Annotated in this window: 22 protein-coding genes and 1 pseudogene; 8 read left to right on the top strand and 15 right to left on the bottom strand. The window is 45.5% G+C overall.

The features are described from left to right. Positions 1-10: 10 nt before the first annotated feature. Entirely contained in the window at positions 11-574 is a 564-nt protein-coding gene (locus tag NV381_RS09035) for a glycerol-3-phosphate responsive antiterminator (protein ID WP_258212946.1), read from the bottom strand. A gap of 256 nt (positions 575-830) precedes the next feature. On the opposite strand from NV381_RS09035, the gene NV381_RS09030 reads away from it, so the two are divergent. Together NV381_RS09030 and NV381_RS09025 are read left to right on the top strand one after the other, a co-directional pair. Continuing rightward, the gene (locus NV381_RS09030) at positions 831-1,472 is read left to right on the top strand and encodes a DUF2306 domain-containing protein (protein WP_258212945.1); all 642 of its coding nucleotides are present in this window, start codon (positions 831-833) and stop codon (positions 1,470-1,472) included. 110 nt (positions 1,473-1,582) lie between these two features. After that, on the top strand, positions 1,583-2,473 hold the full coding sequence (locus NV381_RS09025; RefSeq protein ID WP_258212944.1) for a pentapeptide repeat-containing protein: 891 nt from the start codon (positions 1,583-1,585) through the stop codon (positions 2,471-2,473). Between the two features lie 68 nt (positions 2,474-2,541). Here NV381_RS09025 and NV381_RS09020 read toward each other — a convergent pair whose 3' ends face one another. The 6 genes and pseudogenes from NV381_RS09020 to NV381_RS08995 all read right to left on the bottom strand — a co-directional run bounded on the left by NV381_RS09020 (position 2,542) and on the right by NV381_RS08995 (position 8,229). Further along, on the bottom strand, positions 2,542-3,144 hold the full coding sequence (locus NV381_RS09020) for a TetR/AcrR family transcriptional regulator (RefSeq protein WP_258212943.1): 603 nt from the start codon (positions 3,142-3,144) through the stop codon (positions 2,542-2,544). Between the two features lie 52 nt (positions 3,145-3,196). Then, a pseudogene (locus NV381_RS09015) lies at positions 3,197-3,974 on the bottom strand (DNA alkylation repair protein). Beyond that, positions 3,971-4,423 carry a VOC family protein gene (locus tag NV381_RS09010; RefSeq protein WP_258212942.1) on the bottom strand — a complete coding sequence of 151 codons (453 nt, stop codon included), beginning with the start codon at positions 4,421-4,423 and terminating at the stop codon, positions 3,971-3,973. Before NV381_RS09010 ends, NV381_RS09015 begins: the two are co-directional and overlap by 4 nt. A 446-nt stretch (positions 4,424-4,869) precedes the next feature. After that, entirely contained in the window at positions 4,870-6,060 is a 1,191-nt protein-coding gene (locus NV381_RS09005; protein ID WP_419182255.1) for an MFS transporter, read from the bottom strand. A 171-nt stretch (positions 6,061-6,231) separates the two neighbouring features. Continuing rightward, complete coding sequence (locus NV381_RS09000; RefSeq protein ID WP_258212940.1) at positions 6,232-7,104, bottom strand: LysR family transcriptional regulator; 873 nt, start codon at positions 7,102-7,104, stop codon at positions 6,232-6,234. 72 nt (positions 7,105-7,176) lie between these two features. Then, positions 7,177-8,229 carry an FUSC family protein gene (locus NV381_RS08995; protein WP_258212939.1) on the bottom strand — a complete coding sequence of 351 codons (1,053 nt, stop codon included), beginning with the start codon at positions 8,227-8,229 and terminating at the stop codon, positions 7,177-7,179. A 158-nt stretch (positions 8,230-8,387) separates the two neighbouring features. On the opposite strand from NV381_RS08995, the gene NV381_RS08990 reads away from it, so the two are divergent. The 3 genes from NV381_RS08990 (at position 8,388) to NV381_RS08980 (ending at position 10,073) form a co-directional block, all read left to right on the top strand. Next, positions 8,388-8,837, top strand: coding sequence for a hypothetical protein (locus NV381_RS08990; RefSeq protein ID WP_258212938.1), 450 nt, complete (start codon positions 8,388-8,390; stop codon positions 8,835-8,837). Positions 8,838-9,579: 742 nt separating this feature from the next. Then, a complete protein-coding gene (locus tag NV381_RS08985; protein ID WP_258212937.1) occupies positions 9,580-9,744 on the top strand; it encodes a hypothetical protein in 165 nt (54 codons plus the stop codon). A gap of 14 nt (positions 9,745-9,758) precedes the next feature. Continuing rightward, complete coding sequence (locus NV381_RS08980; RefSeq protein ID WP_258212936.1) at positions 9,759-10,073, top strand: hypothetical protein; 315 nt, start codon at positions 9,759-9,761, stop codon at positions 10,071-10,073. A 734-nt stretch (positions 10,074-10,807) separates the two neighbouring features. Here the strand turns inward: NV381_RS08980 and NV381_RS08975 are convergent. The 6 genes from NV381_RS08975 to NV381_RS08950 are packed head-to-tail and all read right to left on the bottom strand — an operon-like array spanning position 10,808 to position 15,340. Continuing rightward, the gene (locus NV381_RS08975) at positions 10,808-11,275 is read right to left on the bottom strand and encodes a YhcH/YjgK/YiaL family protein (protein ID WP_258212935.1); all 468 of its coding nucleotides are present in this window, start codon (positions 11,273-11,275) and stop codon (positions 10,808-10,810) included. 25 nt (positions 11,276-11,300) lie between these two features. After that, complete coding sequence (locus NV381_RS08970; protein WP_258212934.1) at positions 11,301-12,065, bottom strand: sulfite exporter TauE/SafE family protein; 765 nt, start codon at positions 12,063-12,065, stop codon at positions 11,301-11,303. Between the two features lie 20 nt (positions 12,066-12,085). Further along, entirely contained in the window at positions 12,086-12,988 is a 903-nt protein-coding gene (locus tag NV381_RS08965) for a nitrilase-related carbon-nitrogen hydrolase (RefSeq protein WP_258212933.1), read from the bottom strand. A gap of 1 nt (position 12,989) precedes the next feature. Further along, a complete protein-coding gene (locus tag NV381_RS08960; RefSeq protein ID WP_258212932.1) occupies positions 12,990-13,769 on the bottom strand; it encodes an amino acid ABC transporter ATP-binding protein in 780 nt (259 codons plus the stop codon). 10 nt (positions 13,770-13,779) lie between these two features. Then, on the bottom strand, positions 13,780-14,430 hold the full coding sequence (locus tag NV381_RS08955) for an amino acid ABC transporter permease (protein WP_258212931.1): 651 nt from the start codon (positions 14,428-14,430) through the stop codon (positions 13,780-13,782). 31 nt (positions 14,431-14,461) lie between these two features. After that, complete coding sequence (locus NV381_RS08950; RefSeq protein ID WP_258212930.1) at positions 14,462-15,340, bottom strand: substrate-binding periplasmic protein; 879 nt, start codon at positions 15,338-15,340, stop codon at positions 14,462-14,464. A 272-nt stretch (positions 15,341-15,612) separates the two neighbouring features. Here NV381_RS08950 and NV381_RS08945 point away from each other — a divergent pair, with 272 nt between their 5' ends. Beyond that, positions 15,613-17,202, top strand: a complete 1,590-nt coding sequence (locus tag NV381_RS08945) for a PucR family transcriptional regulator (protein ID WP_258212929.1) — start codon at positions 15,613-15,615, stop codon at positions 17,200-17,202. On the opposite strand, the gene NV381_RS08940 is transcribed toward NV381_RS08945, so the two are convergent. Then, a complete protein-coding gene (locus tag NV381_RS08940) occupies positions 17,197-17,811 on the bottom strand; it encodes a fumarylacetoacetate hydrolase family protein (RefSeq protein ID WP_258212928.1) in 615 nt (204 codons plus the stop codon). The two genes, NV381_RS08945 and NV381_RS08940, sit on opposite strands and share 6 nt — an antisense overlap. A 214-nt stretch (positions 17,812-18,025) precedes the next feature. Between NV381_RS08940 and NV381_RS08935 the strand changes: the two genes are divergently transcribed. Next, complete coding sequence (locus NV381_RS08935) at positions 18,026-18,634, top strand: copper amine oxidase N-terminal domain-containing protein (protein WP_258212927.1); 609 nt, start codon at positions 18,026-18,028, stop codon at positions 18,632-18,634. A gap of 128 nt (positions 18,635-18,762) precedes the next feature. Next, positions 18,763-19,419 carry a spore cortex-lytic enzyme gene (sleB, locus tag NV381_RS08930; protein ID WP_258212926.1) on the top strand — a complete coding sequence of 219 codons (657 nt, stop codon included), beginning with the start codon at positions 18,763-18,765 and terminating at the stop codon, positions 19,417-19,419. A gap of 128 nt (positions 19,420-19,547) precedes the next feature. Here the strand turns inward: sleB and NV381_RS08925 are convergent, their stop codons facing one another. Next, positions 19,548-21,458 carry a histidine kinase gene (locus NV381_RS08925; protein ID WP_258212925.1) on the bottom strand — a complete coding sequence of 637 codons (1,911 nt, stop codon included), beginning with the start codon at positions 21,456-21,458 and terminating at the stop codon, positions 19,548-19,550. Positions 21,459-21,468: the final 10 nt, after the last annotated feature.

Raw genomic sequence — 21,468 nt, 5'->3', positions numbered from 1 at the left:
TCATCGCGACCTACGTCCAGAGCCGCTTGCTTCCCATGGATACAGCGCTGGCCCCTGCCTGCAACGCGATTTCAATTTCAGATGGCTCCTGAATTAATCCCCCTGCTATAATAGGCAGTGAAATGGTATCCTTAAGTCTTGTAATAACACTCGGAATAAGTCCCGGCATAATCTCAACCGCATCCGGCTCGCTCTGCTCAATATTATGGATTCCATGCTCCAATGCTGAAGTGTCTATCAGAAATAACCTCTGAATGGCCAAAAGCCCATTTTTTTTAGCATGCTTTATAAAATGGCTCTTGGTTGAAATAATACCTGTAGGGCGTACCCGCTCGGCAATATACTTCATAACAATCGGATCTCCGCCCAGTCCCGTTATAAAATCTACGTGCAAGAACACATTCTTGCCTGCCCGAAGCGCTCGGCTTACATAATCCTCCACTGTAAACAAATCACCGATCAGCAAAAATACGACCGGCCAGTCACCACGGCATGCCGCCTGCAAATCCTCTGGCTTCCGCACGGCAGGAATGATTTTTCTAGTTCCCCAATAATTATGCAAATTCTGCTTCATAGTCCTGTTCCACTCCTCTTAATAATTTCATTTCATTGCCTGCGCTTTATTAACTTAACAGACAATTGTTATTGGAATGTTAACCTGACTTATAAAATAATAATTTATGTACAACCCCCGAAAATGCCAAACAGCCTTGTACTTAGTTGCTCAAGGCCAGGGTGTAATACTATTATTCAACAGCTTCATTCTTTTTTGAAGGGAGGATCAAGCGCGCCAACGTCTAAGTATGAAAAATGATGAGGAGGGAACACAGATGGGTAAGAGCATGATAAGAGCGCTCGTTATTGTATTGGCCCTAGCGATAAGCGCTTACGCATTGATTCAGTACGGGTTGTTCGACCCTCAAAAAGCCGGACTCGTTTCGATCAAGCTAAGGAACCCGGATTTTCACTTGAATCCGTGGATCTATGCCCTTTATACCCACATTGTGACGGCTGTACTGGCGCTGGTTATCGGTCCGTTCCAACTTTTTTTGAAACCAAGGAGCACCAAGCGGCTTATTCGCCACCGATTGCTTGGCTTCGTCTATGTTGGGTCCATTACAATCAGCGGGCTCGTCAATCTTTATTTGTCCCTGCAAGCTACAGGCGGATGGGTTTCAGCGCTCGGCTTTTTGCTGCTGGATATCGTGTGGGTTGGAGCCACGTGGATCAGCGTATTCAAGATTTTAGGCAATAATGTTCAAGCCCACAAGGAATGGATGCTGCGCAGCTATGCACTAACCTTTGCAGCCGTCACACTAAGGATATGGCTGCCCTTGCTGATCGTCATTTATCATGGCAACTTTATTCAAGCCTATCAAGTCGTGGCTTGGCTATGCTGGATTCCGAACCTGCTCTTCATCGAAGCGTTGATTCGTCTGCGCCCCAAACGTAGCGGCCGGTTGTCCGGTTAGCATTGTAAAAAATCATTTATACAAGAAAATTATCTGTTCTCATACTACACTCTTGTTGTAGATTAGATTACGCAATTATGCAAATACGATGAAGCCAAGGAGGCTATGCCATGTCCGAGAATCACGAAACTTCAGGAGCTTCCCTCGACAGCAACCGCCTCCGTCTTCAAGCTGACTGCGAGAGCTGCTTCGGCTTATGCTGTGCTGCGCTGCCCTTCGCAGCTTCGATAGACTTCGCCATCGACAAAGACGCCGGGCAGCCCTGCCACAACCTGCAATCGGACTTCCGCTGCGGTGTTCACAACAACCTCAGGCAGCTGGGCTTTCGAGGCTGCACGGTTTATGACTGCTTCGGCGCTGGACAAAAGGTCTCCCAAGATACTTTCGGTGGCCACGACTGGCAGCAAGTCCCGGAATCCGCGGGGCAAATGTTTAATGTATTTCCAATCATGCGGCAGCTGCACGAGCTCCTCTGGTATTTGACCGAGGCGCTGACGCTGCAAGCTGCAAGCTCGATTCATAATGAGCTCAGATTGGCACTCGAAGAGACGGAACGCCTCACTCATCTCAATGCCGGCTCAATCCTGGAGCTTAATGTGGCAGCACATCGGGCAGATGTCAATGCTCTGCTCCTACGAGCCAGCGTGCTTGCGCGAGCCGAAGTGCTTCGTTCGGTGAAGGGCTCCTCAAGCCGTCGGAAGACCTTCACCCGCGGGGCGGACCTTATCGGTGCGAAGCTGAGAGGGGCGGACCTGAGAGGTGCCAACTTGAGAGGGGCCTACCTCATTGCCGCTGATCTCAGAGACGCCGACCTGAGAGGGGCTGACCTCATCGGTGCTGATTTCCGAGACGCTGATCTCAGGGGTGCGGACCTCACCGATAGTATTTTTCTCACCCAAGCCCAGCTCAACGCAGCGAAAGGGGATGTCCACACAAAGCTGCCGCCGCCATTGGCTCCCCCAGAGCACTGGTCACTTTCGGAGCATAAGGCGAGCATTTGATGACTATGGCAAGTCACTCAGATGCTGGTATCGGTTTGTTCGTGCTCAAATACATCTAAGCATTTACTTTATTCCTCTATAACGGTTTCACTCTTGAATCCTGTTAGCATATGGGAAATAACTCTCATTGTAGCCTCTAGTGATTGCTGGTAATCCGGCATTTGTGCAATCCAGAGCGCTGATTCGTTCAATGAGCCTGAAAGACAATGGGTCATTGCATCAACGGACACAGGCTTCAAGCATCCTTGCTGCTCCATCATTTGAAGCTGTCCCCGAAGCAGCCGCATCGAGTTGTGCTCGTCCATCATTCGCCAAGTCTCCCATCCCAAGACTGCCGGACCGTCTATGAGCATGACTCGCTTGTTCTGAGGTTCAACTGCTGCTGCAACAAATGCGCGGCAGCCCAAAAGCAATTGCTCCCAAACGTCATCACTTTTTGCCGCCTCTGTTTCAATCCGTTCCGCAACTTCTTTTTGAACCGATTCCAGCACAACGTGGAAGAGACCTTTTTTATTTCTGAAATGATGATATATGCTCCCGCGTGTTAATTCAGCCTCATTAGCGATATCCTCCAAAGTTGAATCCGCATAACCGTGTTTGGTGAAATAGCTTCTGGCGACATCAATAATCTTATTAATCGTTTCAGTAGTTTCTTCTTTATTTCTTTTCATAACCGGCTATAATCCCCTATCCTTGCTCCCTTACTTCTTACTACACAGAGCCTCAAAGTTTTTCCAATATTGCTAACGCCTCTTCATCCATGCTTTTGGCCAGTGATCTTAAAGAATGTCTAATCATCCATGAGGTATGCTTCCCGCCACCATCCAACCGCTCACGCAGCCAATTAACCGAAATATCCTTATGGTCCTTCGTTAAATCATTCAAATGATTGGCAACCGATTTTCTCACATAAAAAGAAGGATCATCCCATAAAGGCTCAAGCAATGCGAGATTATGTGCAGGGTCTTCATGAATGACCTTTATCCTCTTAGCCCATGGCAGCCGTGGACGGGTTCCCTCACTTACTAAACGCCGAACATGAAGGTTAGGATCATGAGTCCATCTGCTTAGTAGCTTGATACTGTCGTCCGGATGAACAGCCAGATAAGGGCGTATCGCATATTCCGATGTATGTCGCTTAGTTATTTCACGTAGCGCATGCATAGAAAGTAAAATGCTGTAATCCGTATTTCTCCACAAAATGGGCAACAGGCATCAGAAAATAACCGTTGGTGAACATCCCTTCCTCTGTTTCATTTTCCGGACCAAGAATGTTTAACAGAATGGCCAAAGAATCCGGATAATCGGGAGGCAAAGCTTTTATTAATTCATCAGCAATGATAGCTACTCTTCCCTTTAATTCATGAGGCCCTACCTGCTCGGCAATGGAGTCCACAAAAGATTGGGCGGGAAATTCCGGATAATGAGGTCTGATCAACTCGGAAAGATGATGAGCTAATTCTACCGCAAAATAATGCTTCAAAGCTACGGTTTCACTCATGCATCACCGACGCCTTTATCGCTTGACCATATCTTCTCGACATATTGAGCGCTTTCCGCTTCTGAAGGAGGGATGATTTGGATGACATCAATCAACACACCGTTAGGATCTGAAATGATAAAATGTCGTTGGCCGAATTCTTCATCCCGAATATCAAGCTCTATCGGAAGCTTCTCCTCCTGAATAAGCCTTTTATACTCCTCATCCACATTTTCCACTTCCAAATTGAGTATTAACCCCTGCACCTTTGTTCGATATACAGTCGGTATGGTGGGGTGTGAAGCATCCAAAAGAGCCAGTTCATAAGTTACTTTACCTCTGGACAGCTTCAGACTTACGTACCAATCTGCTTCATATACGGTCTCAAATCCAAAATAAGCCGTGTAAAACTTTGCACTCAGTGCGACCTTCTCCGTTAAAATAACCGGGTAAAAACTGTTTAATTGCATTAGGGAACATCTCCTTTGGAAGTAATTCACTTTCGCATTTTAACATACATACAGAATGTATGTAAATATAGTTTGCGAAAAACACCTTTTGCCGTCCTTGGTGTACAATTATAGGTTTGTACGCTACACTTGACCCAAAACAACCTGCCAGAGCTGAATCCACGGAAGTAATGGCATTGCGGAAGTTATTTTTCCTTTATCAGTCTGAAAGCCCAAAAAACAGAGGGATAACGGAAGCGCTCGTTCCGTTATCCCTCTGTTTGTATGCATAAATGCCCAATTAGACCAACATAACGGAATTTCCACTTCCGCTATCTCCTTAATTTAGTGTCGGCTGATGGAATAACGGAACTCTTGGTTCCGTACAAAATCCTCCAGGGCTCGTGGCCAGCGGCCTGTTCTTCAATAATCTCACTCGAAGCTTGAGTAGACGAGGTACCACTGATTCAATTAGACTTCTTTTTATTTTGCTGCATCCCCCACAGAGTAAACAGAATTCCGGCTACCGTCACCAGAGATGCGACCCAAGGCACAGCATGGAGTCCTCCACCAATGTTCATGTCGATCACTACACCCCCAAGATACGCACCCAATGCATTTCCGAGGTTAAAGGCTGCGATGTTTAATGTCGATGCCAAAGTAGGAGCTTCCTTAGCCGTGTTCAACATATGGAGTTGTAGCCCTGGTACGGTACCGAATGCTGCTATACCTAAAATAAACACTGTGATTAAGGCCATAATTTTGTTCTGATCCGTTAGACTGAAGAGCGCCAGAATGATCGCCAGCGAAACAAGTATCCATGTAAGCGAGGGCAGCAGCCTCTTGTCTGCTAATTTCCCGCCATATATATTGCCGATAGTAATCCCAATTCCAAATAACACAAGGATGTAGGAAACAGAACCTGGCGAGAAGCCCGTAATATCAACCAAAATCGGCGTAATGTAAGTGAAGGCTGTGAATACACCCCCGAAACCAAACACCGTCATTAACAGTGCAACATGAACGGTCGGGCGCTTTAACACACCAAGCTCCTGCCGCAGACTCGACTGAGCCGCTTTGACCTTTGGAACGAGCAGCATAACGCCAAGCAAGGCTATGAGCCCTACAACTGAAATGACCCAGAACGTTGACCGCCAGCCAAACGACTGACCCAGGAAGGTTCCTATGGGAACACCCAGGATGTTCGCCAATGTCAGACCAGTAAACATAATGGCAATAGCGCCGGCGCGTTTTTCTTTGGGAACCAATTCTGCCGCAACGACAGAACCGACACCAAAAAAGGAACCGTGCGTCAAAGCAGCCACGATCCGAGCTACCATCAATATTTCGTAGTTCGGTGCGAGTGCGGCCAGTACATTGCCTGTGATAAAAATGAGCATCAACAGGATTAAGAGTGCTTTGCGCTGCATCCTGTGTGTGGCTATCGTAATAAATGGAGCCCCAACCGCAACTCCCAGCGCATAGCCAGTAATGAGCAGGCCAGCCGATGGAATGGAAACATGTAGGTTCGAGGCGACATCCGGGAGCAAGCCCATAATAATAAATTCAGTCATCCCAATGGCAAACGCACCCAGAGTCAGTGCATATAAAGCCAGAGTTGAACCTTTACTTGAGGTTATTGAGGAATGATTGGCCATACTTTTTGAATTCAAGAAGGTTCCCTCCAGTTATTCGCATTTGGATACTTCAATTATTCTAAGCTCAAATTATATATAAAACAAATTATGAAATAGTTATTGATACATAAATATATTTATCGATTGGGCTCAGGGATATACAAAAAAGACCAACCACTGTCAAATGGCTGATCATTCCTTATTTTCTCTTAGGATCCTTGTTATCTCATTCATTCCAAACAGATGCTTATGCTTCATTTTGTATGCAATAAACAGCTCATTTTTCACCGTTAAATCCGTATAAATCAGCTTCGCTCGCACCATCGCCGATGATTCCAATATATAGGTAGGAAGCAGGCTTAAACCTGCGCCGTTCTCAATCGCTTTTAAAATCATATGTAGATTAGGAATCACATGAATTGGCTTGATAAGAGGACGTTTCTTAAAGTGCTCTCTCCAAAATCTTCTGATGATGGGCAATTCTAATCCGTAGCTCAACCAATTTTGAGAAGATAGCCACTGTTCCCTTAACTTCATGTTATCTGTATCCATAATTTCCATTTGTTCAGGAGCAACAACAACAAATTCTTCAATAAATAAACTCTCATACTCAATTCCGGGAACGAGAAACTTTTTGGATGTAATAATAATATCTACTTTATCATCCTTTAATAGCTCTAACAAATGATCGGCGGTTCCAAAGTAGGAAACCGTACAGGTTGTGTACTTATGAAGCTGCGGTAATATTTTCTCACTGAACAACTCGTGCGCCGTACCAATACGGACCACTTTAAAAGTAGGTAAGGATGCCGCTTTGAAACTCATCGTTGTTTCCTCAAGTGATTCTATAAGCGGAGCCAGCTGCGAATAGAGCTCTTTGCCCCTTTCTGTCGGCATCATCTTTCTAGCTGCCCTTGTAAATAGCGGCTCACCAACCTCCGCTTCTAATGAAGCTAGATGCTGACTCATTGCCGGCTGTGTCATCATACGTGTTTTGGCCGCTTCGGAAACCGAGTTATGTTTATAAATAGTAATAAAGGTTCTGTACCATTCAAAATCAACCATATGAATTACCCCTCAGCCTTTTGTGTCATACGGCATCTTTAGCTAAAATGAGCAAGCTTTGCATGGCAACTCTCATGCTGGCTTAGGCATAACCCTGCTGAAAATCAGGTTGACCAAAATCACAAGGCCAACGCCAATGAGGGTTGCAATCAGCCGATCGAACAAAACACCAAGCTCAATCGATTGACCGGCGTTCATAATCAGCATAATGAGAGGAGTCATGGATGCGGAGTATGCGAAATAATTTCGAACCTTGAGCAGCGGTCTCACAGCCGCGAGAAGCCCTATGCTCATGATCATCCCCCAAGCCGGCAGACTAACTACAAGGAATAGACTGGCCGCGATCACTCCGAGTACGGTGCCGAGTGCTCGTTGCGTTGTTTTGATCGGAAATGGCTCCACTTTCCGTTCAATCAGGATCGCAACAGTAAGTACGATCCAATACAAATGGTGGCCGGGCCAGAACCATCGAAATCCCTCAGCTATGCACAGACATAATGCAAGCCTGAGTGTATATTGCCAACCGGATAGGCGCGTCAGCGACTTCCTCCAGCGAGTGATTTTTTGTGATATTGTGAAAGTCGAAGCTTCATCCTCCGATGAATCGATACTACGTCTCGTCCGTACTAACGCCCCCAGCATCAAACTCAGACATGAGCTCCAAATAGCCCCCGCTACGATCAAATAAAATAATTGTGCCAGATTCGGTGCCGTACCCATCACGTTGATGGTGATGGCCAGAAACAGGATAAAGCGTGTTGTTGCTACAACAAAGGCACGACTATATCCCCCAATTATCGCTGCAAGGCTGGCTAGCACGACTACAGCAATGTCGGACATCCAACCATAACCGAGTAAAAGGATAGCTGCAACAGCAGCTAAGATGACCGGTATCAGTGCTGAAGTCAATTCTTTGGCCTGATTTTTGGTGCTCGATCCAGCTTTCACTCCACTGACTGCCAACCCACCAACTGATGCGGCCAAACCAAGTGGAAGGTGACCGATTGCGGCGAAGATCAAAATAGGCCCGGCCATAGCCATTCCTGAGGAAATGAGTTCCACAAGCTCCACCTTAGCTGCAGTAGACCATTGAAGCACTTGTGCCAAATACGTTTTTCCATCCACCTAGAACACCTCTTCTTCACGTAGTTATCCAAGAGGCTCTGCCATTTTACAAATACCCTTCATACGAAATAGCTCGAATGCTTTGTTTCAGTATAGCATGTTCTTAAATGAAACATTTTCCTCTTTTATATGTATAAGAAATAGGAGGTGATAGCGAATTGCAAAAGATGTCTTTATTGCTGGTTTGTCTAATAGCCATATTCACAGGTTGCTCTAAAAGCACAGATAATACGCATACCGAGGTACGCCCTGTTGTTACGACGGAACTAACGAAACAAGATGGTTTAGACCACTGGAAATTACGGATGGTGCCGAAAGTAAATACGCTGGGACAACAGGGATATGATATTGAATTTCAAAATTCCGGGGATGCTTCAGTCAAAGATGTAACGGTGTATTATAGAATAGATACCAAGGAAAAGCTATCGGGAAGTACGGTAAAAGCTGATTCTAAAACTGTAGTTTCCAAATTGGATCCTAATGAAAAAATATCGTTATCTGATTTAACCTTGCCAGTCAACACGCCCATTTCTGTAGAAGTGGATTGGCTTGAAGGTAACCATATAAGCAAGGGAACAGGTATCTTTAAGATAATAGAATCCAAGTAGACAAAGACGCGGCTCATTTAATGGAGCCGTCTTTTTATAATATCAGACTTATAAGTTTTCAGCAGAGCTGAACAAGTCTGATATTGCAAGAAAAGCTACAACTTAGTCACGAATGTATCTTCCTCGAAAGGGCTTCGATCAGAAGCTTTTCTTACAATAACAGACTTTATAAGTTTTCAGCGGAGCTGAAGAAGTCTGTTATTGCAAGAAAAGCTACCGCTTAGACACGAATGTATCTTCCTCGAAAGGGCTTCGATCAGAAGATTTTCTTATAATAACAGACTTTATAAGTTTTCAGCGGAGCTGAAGAAGTCTGTTATTGCAAGAAAAGCTACCGCTTAGACACGAATGTATCTTCCTCGAAAGGGCTTCGATCAGAAGATTTTCTTATATTCCAGACCTGGATAAGCGCATAAAAGACAATCACCGTTTTAGTTGTACACAAGTGGATAAAAAATGCTATTTCACCTGTGGATAAACACTCCTGTGGATATGTTAGTAAATATTCCAGATATATGCAAAGTTTGGTGTGAACAGCTGTTAATACTGTGTATAACCATGTGGATAAAACTTTTCGACTTTCTGCATAACAAGCCTTCCTTTTCCACCTGTCACGAACAGGAGCTTTCCATTTTAACATGAAAAAATAACTAAATCTATAAACAATTCATCAAGCCGGAATAATTAAAAGTCTGTTGGTACAGGATAAAACTGGTTAATAATCAATAAGGAGATGATTTCATTGAAAAACGATAATGATGCTCATTACGCCGAAGCTGCCAATACAGCCGCAGGGATTCCTGAATCCACTGAACAAGAGGAGCATGCGCCTACAGATATGATCAGCGAGACTGTTAGTGAAATTGTCGATAACGTTCAATATGCTTTTCAGGAAGATGAAGACTAAGGGAGGTATTTCATATGTCCAAGGAAAATAATGGCCTGAATAAATCCAGCGAAAGCCGCTCCGAGGAAATTCAAGAATTGTCACCCAAGGATGAGGCAACTCGATCCATGCAAATGGTGTATGGGCAAGCTTCTGCAAGTGATCCGGACAGTTTGACGGATGATTTTGAAGATGATTACCCATTCCATAATGATACTTTGGACGAAGGGGACCAATTTCAGGAAGACAGCCTGGTTGCTGAGGAAGGCACCCCTGTTGATCCAGCCGCACCGCCAACCGAGATTTTCCATGGGACCGATCTACTGAATGGATACAATGGCGAAGATTAACTCACCATCAGATGGTTCGGTTAATTGCGCAGATTTCGCCTGCCAACACAAAAGCAGCCTAATGTCAAAATCGACAATAAGGCTGTCCCAAAAGGGTATCAGTGAATGAATCCGTCCCAAATTATGTACAAAGACGCCTCCAAAACCACCATGTAAGCGGAAATGGAAGCGTCTTTTTTGTAGGGAAATTCCCCTCAGAGTGGGGGGGCGAAAATCTAAAAAATGAGTCCGGCCTCTTTTTGGATGTTACTTAAGTGATGGGGCGGCTGCTTTCAATCTAGAGGAGACCAGGATTTGTCCGGGCCGCTGCGGATGGAAAGAAAATAGATGGAAATTGTAACGCTAATCCAGCGTGGATATCGTCTGAAATCAATCTAACTGGAAAAACTAACTCTAATAGAGGTGAAATGGTGGATATCAGCCAAAATACGTAGAATTAGCATGAGGAATTCCAGCTATAAGACTTGGAACGCTATTTTCGGAGTAACTAACTTGACATTTTCCTGATAATTGCACGGAGTGCGCCAGACTGCCAAGCAATGCCGTAACGAACCACGAACCCGATACCCGCGATGAGTACGCGCTGGAAAGTGACCTCATCTTATTCATCACTAAGACAAAAAAGCCTTCAACTATTAAAGTGGAATTGAGGGCTCTTTTGCTACCATCTATTCAGGATAAAATGGTGGAGGGGCTGTCCTCAAAATGACTTTTGGGACAGCCCCATTACCTTTCTATGCACTCACAGGGACCTTCAACAGCGCTTTTCTTACAGAACGCGTTCCATATGCGCTGCACCAGGGACGATGAAGGTCGGAAGGCATAAACACTGCGTACTGGCCGGGATACAAGAGCAGCTCTATCTCTTGTTCCACGGAGTCAAAAAACGTGTGATCCTCTACAAGAGGCACTACTTCCACTGGCCTATTGCTCTCGTTAGCCCTGGCGAAGCCTATTTTCTCCGTACCGGAAATCATATAGTGAATATCGATATATCGCTCATGATGCTCAGGTCGCATTTCCTCAAAAGGGAAGGTTTCCGCTGTCTTTACAATAAGATATATACCATCCTCACCAACCGGATATACACCATCATCCACTTGCTCAAAGGAAAGGGAACGGAGGTAGTCCAACACTTCAACGAGCTTCGTAGACAACAAGTATTGATCCGACTCCCATCTCTTGAAATCACCGATAAGCATAGGCGTTACTACTCCCCCAAGCCCCTTATATTTTAATAAGCATAAGCAGAGCCCCTACCATTGGAGTTACAATCATCGCACTCCGCAGTAGCAGCTGCGGCGCACGCTTGGTAAACTTCGCGCCAATATAGGAGCCGATCATTGTGCCTGCTACTACTTGAGCTAGTAAGACAAAATCCAAGTAACCCGCCTGAAAAAAACCGATGGAGCCAAACAGTGCTATAGGCAATATGACCACCATGGTAGTTCCGACCGCTTGGCGTAGGGGAAAGCCAAACCAAATGAGCAAGGCCAATTGAATAAAAGGCGTTGACCCGATTCCGAAAATTCCGGAGAGTGAGCCGGTAATCAGACCGGTCAAGCAAGCTTTTATCCAGAAGGAGGAATCGCCTGACACTTCCCCTCCCCCTACCGCAGCTTCACGGTTTGCAGGAAAGAGCCTGCTTGTGCGAAACCAAATGAGCAGTCCTGACAAAAACAGCATGCCGCTGGTTAACCATACAAGCTGCTCAGCGGCAATCATTTGGGCAACGAAGGTTCCCACATAAGCGCCGCCCGCTCCGAAAGCTCCGATAATGAGTCCGGAGCGCAGCTGCGCATTCCCTTCTTTAAAGTGACTGATGGTGCCTGACAACGTCGTGAACACCATAGCTGCTATAGAGGTACCCAATGCGGTATGCACCGGTATATGGAACACTGCCACTAAAATTCCGATTATAAATCCTGATCCTCCGGTTCCAGCAAAGCCCAGGATCATCCCCATGAGCAGCATCGTTGATAGAATGGCCACTTTCTCCAGCTTCTTTCTTGTTAGGTCGTTTGATATGCGTACTGCTGATAGAAGGACGTTCTCATATCGGTACGGTTGCGGTTATGCCCATTTTCACGGATGAATTTCAAATAATCAAGGTCAATGTCTCCGATCACAACCATTTCCACATTCGCTTCACCTTGGCTCACAATAGCATTGGCTGTACCAATCATTGGCTGTATGGGTGAATAAATCCCGCTTTTCCCTGTAAAAGTAAATCCATAAGGAATATGGTTCGGGAAAGGGATTGAGCCTACCAAATGGCTGTTGATCACATACACCTGGTTCTCGGATGCACGCGCTTGAGCAAATAAAATGTTACGGCTTTGCCCCCATTCATCCAAGCACGCAGTTGGAGCAAGAATGACATCCGCGCCCATCTGGCTTAAAATACGAGCAACTTCGGGAAATGAATTGTCATAACAAATCGCTATTCCGTATTTAACTCCGTTGATCTCAAAAATATCGAGTTTTTTCCCCGGTGTCGTCAATTCCTTGTTATACACCATTTCATAGGATGGGTGAATCTTGTTTTGCTCAAAGACAGCTCCGTCCGGTGCATACAGGAATGCCGTATTATAGTAGCAGCTATCCTCCACATGATACGAAAAGTGCGTCCCGGCCGCCAGCACAATTTGATACTCTTTGGCTAAGCTTCCGCATAATTGCTTTAGGTAGTTTGTATATTCTTTGCCAAACCATTCGAAAATTTTCGTAATATCTGCAGTATTTCTAATTTCAAAGTCATGCAGGGTTATAAGCTCGATGGCAAAAAATTCCGGAAGCAGCAGCACTTCCGCTCCTTGCTCTTTGGCAGATTGCACATGCCATCTTACATGAGCCTCGAAATCCTGGATAGACTTCAGTTTTCTGGCACGGTACTGGCTGCTTGCGACTTTCATCTTAGTTGACTCCTCTCAGTTCGACCGTATGATTAATATTACGAAGAAATTGATTCATTCTTGGATTGGTTGTACAAAACACTTCTTCAGGTTTCCCGCTTTTTGTAATTTTGCCATCCTCCATAAAAAGCACACGATCCGATACATTGCGGGCAAAATTCATCTCGTGAGTAACAACCACCATCGTCATACCCTCACCGGCAAGCTTAACCATAATATCCAGCACCTCATGGACAAGCTCAGGGTCCAGCGCCGATGTAGGCTCATCGAATAAGATTACCTTAGGTTCCATGGCTAACGCTCGGGCTATGGCAACGCGCTGCTGCTGGCCGCCGGACAGGTTAGTCGGATATTCATTAATTTTCTCCAGCAGACCGACTTTTGCCAGCAGCTTCTTAGCTTTGGCCTCTGCTTCCTGACGAGGCACTTTCTTAACGGTACACGGGCCTTCCGTCACATTTTGCAGCACCGTTTTGTTAGGCCATAAATTGAATTGCTGGAAAACCATACTCACCTCGGACCGGAGCCAGGTCAGCTTCATTTGTGATAAAAAGGTCAACCTTCCACGGGAGTTAGTTTTGTATCGAACTTGCTTCGCATTGACTGTAATTTCACCTGAGGAGGGTACCTCCAGCATGTTAAGGCAGCGGAGCAATGTGCTTTTTCCCGCTCCACTAGGTCCAATGATGGACACAACCTCCCCTTCACGTATATCGAGATTGATTTGGTCCAACACCGTTTTGTTATGGAACACTTTGCTCAGCTGACGGATTTTTATCATAGTAGCCCTCCTACTTTTTCACCATTCTTAGCTTTTTTTCAATGAAGTACTGAAACAGCATGATGCCGCTTGTCATGGTTAAATAAATCGCGCCGGCCACTCCGAGCGTTTCCGCCACACTATACGTACTATTGTAAGCTCTTTGGGCTGCCAGCATCAGATCCGGTACTGTAATAATCGATACTTGAGCCGATTCCTTCAGCATAATGACACAGTTGTTAATGTAAGGGGGCGTAACCAAACGGACGGATTGAGGAATCGTGACTCGAAACATCTTTTGCAAAGGATTCATCCCTACCGAATCAGCAGCTTCCAGCTGCCCTTTGTCTACCGACATCAGACCCGCCCGGATAATCTCCGACTTGAAGGAGGCTGAATTAATGGTCATTGCAGCTAACCCTGCCGTGAAAGCCGTCAATGTAAGTCCGAATGGCGTAGCATAATAAAGCCAGAACAAGGTTAACATAAGCGGCGTCCCCCGCAGCACCCATACATAGACGAATGCAACACCACGAACTGCACTAACACTAGAGAGTCTCATCAAAGCGATAAAGTACCCAAGCACAGTCGAACACAGGATAGCAAGTATGGATATTCGAAAAGTCGTCAGCGCCCCCTCCAGATAGAGGGTGAAATAATTGGATACAATACCCCAGTCCATATGGATCACTCATTTTCTGCAAAATTTTTCATTACTTCGGAAGCGGAGCTCCGACCCATTTTGTTGCCAATTTATCAATTGTTCCATCCTTCAGCTTTTCTTCAATAAGCGTATCAATAATGCCTTTCAATTCATCCTCGCCTTTTCTAATACCTACACCCATTGGTTTAATCGCTGTTACAGCACCCACAAGCTTCAATGCTTTATCACTCTTATCGTTCTTGATATAATCTTTCGCGGCGATATTACCCACTGCATAGGTATCGATTCTACCGGCTTTTAAATCCGTAAAGGCTTCCGCATTACCCGGATATTCCTTCAATTCTTTATAGCCGCCGATTTCCTTGATGACGGAATGGGTTCCAGATCCACCGATAACTCCAACTACAAGCCCGCCAAGCTTCGTGGCGTCTTCAACCTTGCTATTGTCCTGCAAAGTAGCAGCAATGGTGCCGTCTTTACCGTAAGGAACTGAGAAATCAATGATTTTCTTTCTTTCATCTGTAGCGGTAAGGCCCGACATGACCAAATCAAACTTTCCAGCAATAAGTCCCGGTATCAATCCAGCAATGTTACCCGGAACAAACTCCGCTTTAACTCCAAGCTTCTCCGCGATCATGTTGCCGATATCAATATCCAATCCCGCTATTTGACTTTGTTCATTCATAAACGTGATGGGACGAAAGTTACCGCTTGTCGCGATGATCAGTTTACCTTTTTTCTTGATATCTTCTACTGTAGCCGACTTTGCTGTACTAGCGGTCGCTGCAGGCGCAGCTGCCGAGGTTGCCGCGGGCTTCTCAGACGGCTTACCCGAAGTTTCCGTTGCGGCTGGCTTGGACCCGCATGCCGTTACAAACCATAGTGCTGCAATCACCATCAGGATACTTGTTATTCTTAACTTCTTCATACTCCCCAGCTCCTCGTTATCTTAAATTCCTTTATACGTTAGATTATATATCACATACTTGCCACTTGCATTGGCTTTTGTCTACAAAATTCATCTGTCCATTTGGTGACTGTTCACAAGCCATATATGCCTGTGTGAGCTATATTATAGATGAAATCCCCATTTCCCGCTGTAGTCAGCGATTTTGGACTCGTATTTTTTTCTAAATAGCTCTTTAATAAGCTTGAATTTTATGTTAGTTTTAGTAACATAAACATACGGGAGGAATCTATATGAGCGGCATTAGTGTACAGCAGCTACTTGATAACAAGCCTTATTTATTTGGTCCCGATCCTGTTATTAGTGGAGCTGAAGGACTTCACCGCCGAATTACTAACGTAAATGTGATGGAGGTACCTGATGTATTCAATTGGGTTCGACAAGGAGATTTACTGCTCACAACCGCTTATTCAATTAAAGATAACCCGGAAGCTCAGAATGAATTAATCCCTAAGCTTTCTGAAACCGGGATAGCCGCTATTGGCATTAAAACCAAAAGATACCTCGACAAGGTCCCCAAAGACATGATCGCTTTATCCAATCAATACCGGCTACCTATTCTTGAGCTTGCTTATCAGATCGGATATTCTCAGACGTTGACGGATGTGCTGGAGGAAGTGCTGAGTCAGAAGTCGAGGTGGCTTATAGAACAGCATCAAAAAATACAACTGCTGACAAACACTTTAATAATGGGGGAAAACAGCCGGACCTTTATCGAAACCTTCGCTAAATGTACAGGGCTGCAGGCTGCATTGCTGACCTATCAATCTGAGTTTTTTGCTACCGACGCATCCATGACCAATGATTGGCCGGAGTCGAATGATCTTCGAAAAGCCCAATTGAATCCTCAAGGCGGGGAATTCCCCTGCTATTGGCTAGGCGAGCATTCAAGCAAGCTGTATATGCCAATTGAGAAGAACAACGAGACGATGGCTTATTTTATTTGCTGGGGGAGGGAGGATGGGGATTGGGAACCGCTGCAGCTGCTGCTGCAGCATACGGTCAACCTGCTAACCTTACATTTAAGTAAGCAGCATTCGCTTAGCAGCCTGGAGGATAACCGAAAGGACCTTTTTCTTAAAACATGGATACTCGGTGAGATCTCGGATCCGCAAACGATAGCGTTGCAGGCTGCTTCCGCCGGACTTCAGCTGCAATCGGAATACAGCGTGTGCCTTACCTCCATCTTAAGTCCTTACTCGCCAAGAGAGCTTATGAAGGTGAAGACGTATTGCATTTTGCAAGGGATTATACTGCTCCATACAGGTAATGAATGGACTTTGCTTATTCCACAGCAGCTTGCAAGCCAAATCGATTTCTATAGCAAGCTCCAAGCCGAGCTTAGAAAATCTCTGAAAATGCCCACAATCCGGTTAGGCATCAGCGGCATCAAACAGCTCCCGAACGTTCACGAAGGCTACAATCAGGCAATGAGCGCACTTGAGCTATGGGAGGTCATCCAACCAGGAGAAACATTTTGCTATTATGACAGGCTTGGTCTGTATCCGATCTACCACCTGCTCTCGGATCAGGAATCGATAAAAAAGCAGCTGTTTCAATACATCGAGCCACTTCATCAATACGACTTCAAAAATCAATCCAAGCTGATTGAAACGTTGATAGCCTATTTAAATTGCGGAGGCAATATTAAAGAGACGGCAAAAGCTCTATTCTGCCATTACAACTCAATTGTCTATCGACTGGAACGTATTCAAGCTTTATTGAATGTCGATTTGAAAGATCCCGATATACGGTTCCAGCTTCAAATGGCTGTCAAAGTATTCGCTTTTTCCATCAAAAAAGGGGCTATGACCAAGTCATAGTCCCCGATGTATCGTATGCTTCCTATTTCCCAGCTGCGGGCTTCTCAGCTCCACCACATCACCGATCCGGCAATTTAAAGGATTAGCCGGCGTACCGGTCAAAATAATATCCCCTTTGCATAATGTGGCCATGCGAGAGATATGAGCAACTATCCAATGGGCTGAGAACAGCATGTTTTGAGTATTATCCTTCTGGATCTTCTCTCCGTTCACCCACATTTCCAGATCAACGTTAGCAGGATTTTCCACATTCGCTAGCTCCCCTATAGGAGTGAGCTGGTCGAACATCTTAAATCTTCCCGTGTCAAAATGAGCGCTTGCTGTCATATCATTCACAATAGCATAGCCTGCAACAATGGATGGAACCTCGTGCTCAGATATATTTTTGGCTTCTTTGCCTATTACGACTGCCATCTCAACCTCACAAATAAACTCGGTCAGCAATGGGGAAAGATAAATATTCTCTTCTGTCGTCAGGCTCTCGGGGGACTTGAAAAATAAGAAAGGATCCTCTGTATGAGTGATTCCTTTTTCCGCTCGAAAAGCTTTGAAATTAGGGCCCACTCCAATAATTTTACGAGTATGCTGTATGTAATGCCTTATATCCATATTCATAATATCTCCTTTAATTGGCGGATTACTCACGGAAACGATAGTAGCATAGAAGGATATTTAAGTAAATAAAATCCAGCATCACTCATCAGAGCTGCGGATTTTTTTATTTGCAACATTTTTCAAGAACGCTCCGTCTATGTTGATGTCGACAAAATTTCCTGGGGAATGAACAACTAGATAATAGACATAGAGGAGATATATTACTAATATGAAAAAGTCTTTGATCGCCGCAACTGTTATTCTTAGCTTGACTCTATCCACGACAGCTGCTTTTGCAGAAACGAAACCGGAAGAAGTAAACTATACACCCATTCAAATAAAGGACGCTGACGGTAATGTCATTGCTCAAACAACCAGCTTTCAATTGGACACTGAAAAACTACCGGTTCAAGACGTTCATGACGCTAACGGAAATGTAATTGGTCAAACACGTCAAACCAATCCGCAAGACTCCTTCGGCGGCATGCACTATGTGCTTGTAGCAGGAGGTAAATCGCTTGGAGTTGGCAGCAAGGCAGCCTACATCAAAGGCGATCAGCTGATGCTTCCACTTCGGGCAGTTAGTGAAGCGCTCGGTTATACAATAACATGGAATGCCGATACGCAAAGCGTAGACTTAACTAAAGGTGCTGTTTGGAGCGGCATCTACATTGGTAAAGACAACTTCTCTTTCGGAAAGATGGCAACCGTCCAATTAGGAGCTGCACCCGAGCTTAAAGACGAGGTTACTTTCGTACCCTTTACCTTCTTCAGCGATATATTGAAGTTAAAGGCGCAGATCGATGAAACAGGTGTAATTCGTATAGACGAAGCATAAAAAAGCTTGATAATTAACGCTGAGGTTGCAGTGGATTCCGTCCATTAGCGGCCTCTTTCCAATATGTGCGGGTTGAACCCTTCTGCTGCTCCCCCTATAATTCAATAGACAAAGGGGGAATTACAGTTATGAGGAAGTATTGGAGAATAACAACCTTCGTTATTGTATTTAGCCTTTTGGGCATAGGCAGCATAGGTATAGCTAATGAGCCGGCACGAGCAGCCGCGTTATTAAAACCGGGAAGCTCGAACGGCGATGTTTGGGATTTGCAATTTCGACTTAAGCTGTTAGGCTACTATCCGCAGTCAATGGACGGCAATTTCGGCTACAATACATTGACAGCAGTCAGCAAGTTCCAGAAAAATTACGGATTGACTGTTGACGGTTATGCCGGAGATAAAACTTGGGCTGCATTGAAGAAATACACATTAAACCGTGCTGAATTGGATATAATGGCAAAAACAATATATAGCGAGGCACGCGGCGAGTCCTACGAAGGACAAGTAGCCGTTGGAGCTGTTATTATGAATCGTATTCAGTCGGGGATATTCCCAAATAACATTGAAGATGTTGTATTTCAGCCCGGAGCATTCACAGCAGTAGCAGATGGACAATATTGGTTGACCCCAAATGCATCAGCTTATTTAGCTGCTGAGGATGCTGTACGCGGATGGGATCCTACCTACGGTTCACTTTATTACTTCAATCCGGATACCGCTACAAGTAAATGGATTTGGTCGCGTCCGCAAACCGTACAAATCGGCAACCATATTTTTGCCAAATAATGAAAATAAATGCCTATGAGAAAAAGCCTCCAACCGCTATCAGCGGTTCTGGAGGCTTTTTCTTGGTCGTATAAGTTAATCCGGCTTGTGGAAAACTTAAGATGACTCTGAATATTCCTATCTTCTAGCTATGCCCGTTTGGCGATTTCGATGAAAGGCTGATGCAACGGAATGTACAGACGGAGCTCCGTCCATCCATCCTGAGCTGTGAGTATAGTAACCTCGCCACCCAGCAGCCCGATCCGGTCGCGCATAGCAGCAAGACCCATACCAGGCAGTGTCGGCCTATAGGGCTCTCCGTCGTTGCGAAGCAGGAAGTTCAGCCCGATGTCTTGCACTTCCAGCTGAAAATCGAATCGATGGCATAGCCCGTGCTTGATGCCATTGGTCAATCCTTCCTGCAGCGCACGGTACAGCATACGCTTCTGCAGCGCATCAAGCGGCGGCAGCTCCCCGATCCTGCTTTCAACCTGCACTTCCATCATGCTTGATGTTTGTACCAGCAGGTCGTTCAGCACCACACGCAAATCCACCTCAACAAGAGAGTCATTCATTGCATGAATAACGGTGCGAACCTCATCCAATCCTTGTCGTACTGCTCTCTGAGCGAGATTCAGCTTATCCAAGACTAGATCAGGCTTCTTGCTCAACAACCGTTTGGCCGCCTCCAGCTGGGTGATTGTGCCAACTAGGTGATGCCCTAATGTATCGTGAATTTCCTGTGCGATCCGGTTGCGTTCCTCCAACAGTGCAATCTGGTCCAACGCCTCAAGAGCTTCACGCATCGTAATCTCAAGCTGCTTGGTTCGTTCCGATACACGATCCTCCAAGGACCGAGTCAAGCTCGACAGCTCCAGCGCATACGCATGAACCTGACGGTAGGTCATCATAACCCGTACAACCAAAATATAACCCAAGCATAAATCAAACAAAAAAATGCTAACGAAAATCTGATCATAGCTCCAATAGTTGAAAAGCAGCGGAATATACTCCCGCAGCATATCGCCAGCTGAATTCGGATAATTAACCAATATATGTAGTCCAACAACAATCAGCAAATTTACACAGATAAAACGGAGCACCCCTGCTTCTCTCCGCTGAAGCGGAGAAATGGAAGCCATTCCCTGCTGTATCGACATGAAGCTGGCTATAAAGGTTAAAGCGAGCACACAGGGAACCAACGTAATCAACAGAAAATCATACAAAGCTCGACTCGTCACAGCAGCGAGCACACACAGGACGATTACGTATCCTGCCGCATGACGCATCCACCGGATATAACGGTACTGCAGAGAGTCCTTCCTAACCATAGTCCCGATAAAGCCTACCCAAGCGAAGATACCGACAGGTAGCGATAAATCATGAATGCCATCCAACCACCATAAGTCTGCAGCCAGATGGGATAGATTGCTTCGTACCCATGTCGCATAACCCAATGTACAGGAGAGCAGACTGAAGTATCCATAGGCATGCTCCTGGCGATTGGCCGCGTATAAACCTAAAGCCATCAAACAAAATGCCGTGAACAACACCGTCAACGTCAGCTTCAACGCATCCCGCTTCAATAACTCTGACTGCAAAGCATCCATCGTGCCAAGCTGGTAAGTACCAATCTGCGGTTGGCCATGTTTATGCTCCAGTTCCACCTCAAGTGTCTGACCGTACACATCCGGGCTGAGCTTGATGAAAGAGCCGATGAAAGCTTCGCGGGCTCCATTCTGAGGATCATAATGGTAAGCGTACAGCTGCATTCCGCCTACGTATAATGTATAATCACGCTTCTCCTTCACTTGCAGAACCAAGTCAGTTCCAGTCACCGATGGCAAAATAGTTCTGATCCGATATCGGTCGGCAGATGTCTTACCTGAGGACGCCTCGGTTTCTGCCTCCCTCACCTCCAGCGCCCAATGCTCCGATCCTGAAATATTGATTACTGAGGGGCTGTCCCAGAACAAAACCAATGGTGCCAGCGCACATAAGAGCACCCCCAGCACATAGAGCAGGATGATGCCCAACTGCTTTCCTGATAATTTCCGCATAAACGGCTTC

This window comes from Paenibacillus radicis (ex Xue et al. 2023), from assembly GCF_024722015.1.
Lineage (GTDB): Bacteria > Bacillota > Bacilli > Paenibacillales > NBRC-103111 > Paenibacillus_S.
The sequence above is the reverse complement of the archived record's forward strand: the minus strand, read 5'-3'. Positions and strand labels throughout refer to the sequence as shown.

Bases quoted from the DNA above. Each gene is read 5' to 3' on its own strand.
- NV381_RS09035 (WP_258212946.1), bottom strand. From the start codon at position 574: ATGAAGCAGAATTTGCATAATTATTGGGGAACTAGAAAAATCATTCCT.
- NV381_RS09030 (WP_258212945.1), top strand. From the start codon at position 831: ATGGGTAAGAGCATGATAAGAGCGCTCGTTATTGTATTGGCCCTAGCG.
- NV381_RS09025 (WP_258212944.1), top strand. From the start codon at position 1,583: ATGTCCGAGAATCACGAAACTTCAGGAGCTTCCCTCGACAGCAACCGC.
- NV381_RS09020 (WP_258212943.1), bottom strand. From the start codon at position 3,144: ATGAAAAGAAATAAAGAAGAAACTACTGAAACGATTAATAAGATTATT.
- NV381_RS09010 (WP_258212942.1), bottom strand. From the start codon at position 4,423: ATGCAATTAAACAGTTTTTACCCGGTTATTTTAACGGAGAAGGTCGCA.
- NV381_RS09005 (WP_419182255.1), bottom strand. From the start codon at position 6,060: ATGGCCAATCATTCCTCAATAACCTCAAGTAAAGGTTCAACTCTGGCT.
- NV381_RS09000 (WP_258212940.1), bottom strand. From the start codon at position 7,104: ATGGTTGATTTTGAATGGTACAGAACCTTTATTACTATTTATAAACAT.
- NV381_RS08980 (WP_258212936.1), top strand. From the start codon at position 9,759: ATGTCCAAGGAAAATAATGGCCTGAATAAATCCAGCGAAAGCCGCTCC.
- NV381_RS08975 (WP_258212935.1), bottom strand. From the start codon at position 11,275: ATGCTTATCGGTGATTTCAAGAGATGGGAGTCGGATCAATACTTGTTG.
- NV381_RS08965 (WP_258212933.1), bottom strand. From the start codon at position 12,988: ATGAAAGTCGCAAGCAGCCAGTACCGTGCCAGAAAACTGAAGTCTATC.
- NV381_RS08960 (WP_258212932.1), bottom strand. From the start codon at position 13,769: ATGATAAAAATCCGTCAGCTGAGCAAAGTGTTCCATAACAAAACGGTG.
- NV381_RS08955 (WP_258212931.1), bottom strand. From the start codon at position 14,430: ATGGACTGGGGTATTGTATCCAATTATTTCACCCTCTATCTGGAGGGG.
- NV381_RS08950 (WP_258212930.1), bottom strand. From the start codon at position 15,340: ATGAAGAAGTTAAGAATAACAAGTATCCTGATGGTGATTGCAGCACTA.
- NV381_RS08945 (WP_258212929.1), top strand. From the start codon at position 15,613: ATGAGCGGCATTAGTGTACAGCAGCTACTTGATAACAAGCCTTATTTA.
- NV381_RS08940 (WP_258212928.1), bottom strand. From the start codon at position 17,811: ATGGATATAAGGCATTACATACAGCATACTCGTAAAATTATTGGAGTG.
- NV381_RS08935 (WP_258212927.1), top strand. From the start codon at position 18,026: ATGAAAAAGTCTTTGATCGCCGCAACTGTTATTCTTAGCTTGACTCTA.
- sleB (WP_258212926.1), top strand. From the start codon at position 18,763: ATGAGGAAGTATTGGAGAATAACAACCTTCGTTATTGTATTTAGCCTT.
- NV381_RS08925 (WP_258212925.1), bottom strand. From the start codon at position 21,458: ATGCGGAAATTATCAGGAAAGCAGTTGGGCATCATCCTGCTCTATGTG.